Below are 235 nucleotides of genomic sequence, written 5' to 3'. Positions count from 1 at the left end.
CTCCAGGGGCACATGGGCGAGCAGACGCTTGCGCTGGGCGGGACTCATCTGCGCCAGGAACAGCTTGCCGCTCGCCGAGGCGTGCACTGGCACCCGCGACCCGGGATGCAGATAGAAGCGCAGTGGCGCCGTGGTCTCGACGCGATCGAGATAGAGCACCTCGTTGCCGGACAGGGCGGTGATGTTGCAGCTCTCGTCGATCTCCCCGACCAACTGGCTGAGAACACCATGGCGG

1 protein-coding gene is annotated in these 235 nt (G+C 66.4%); it reads right to left on the bottom strand.

Annotated elements, in window-relative coordinates; all coding sequences use genetic code 11:
- Positions 1-235 (bottom strand): IclR family transcriptional regulator C-terminal domain-containing protein (locus O4G76_RS21645; RefSeq protein WP_306467403.1); only part of this gene is annotated, 235 nt, incomplete at both ends.

This window comes from Limimaricola sp. G21655-S1 (assembly GCF_027213785.1).
GTDB lineage: Bacteria > Pseudomonadota > Alphaproteobacteria > Rhodobacterales > Rhodobacteraceae > Limimaricola.
The sequence above is the reverse complement of the archived record's forward strand: the minus strand, read 5'-3'. Positions and strand labels throughout refer to the sequence as shown.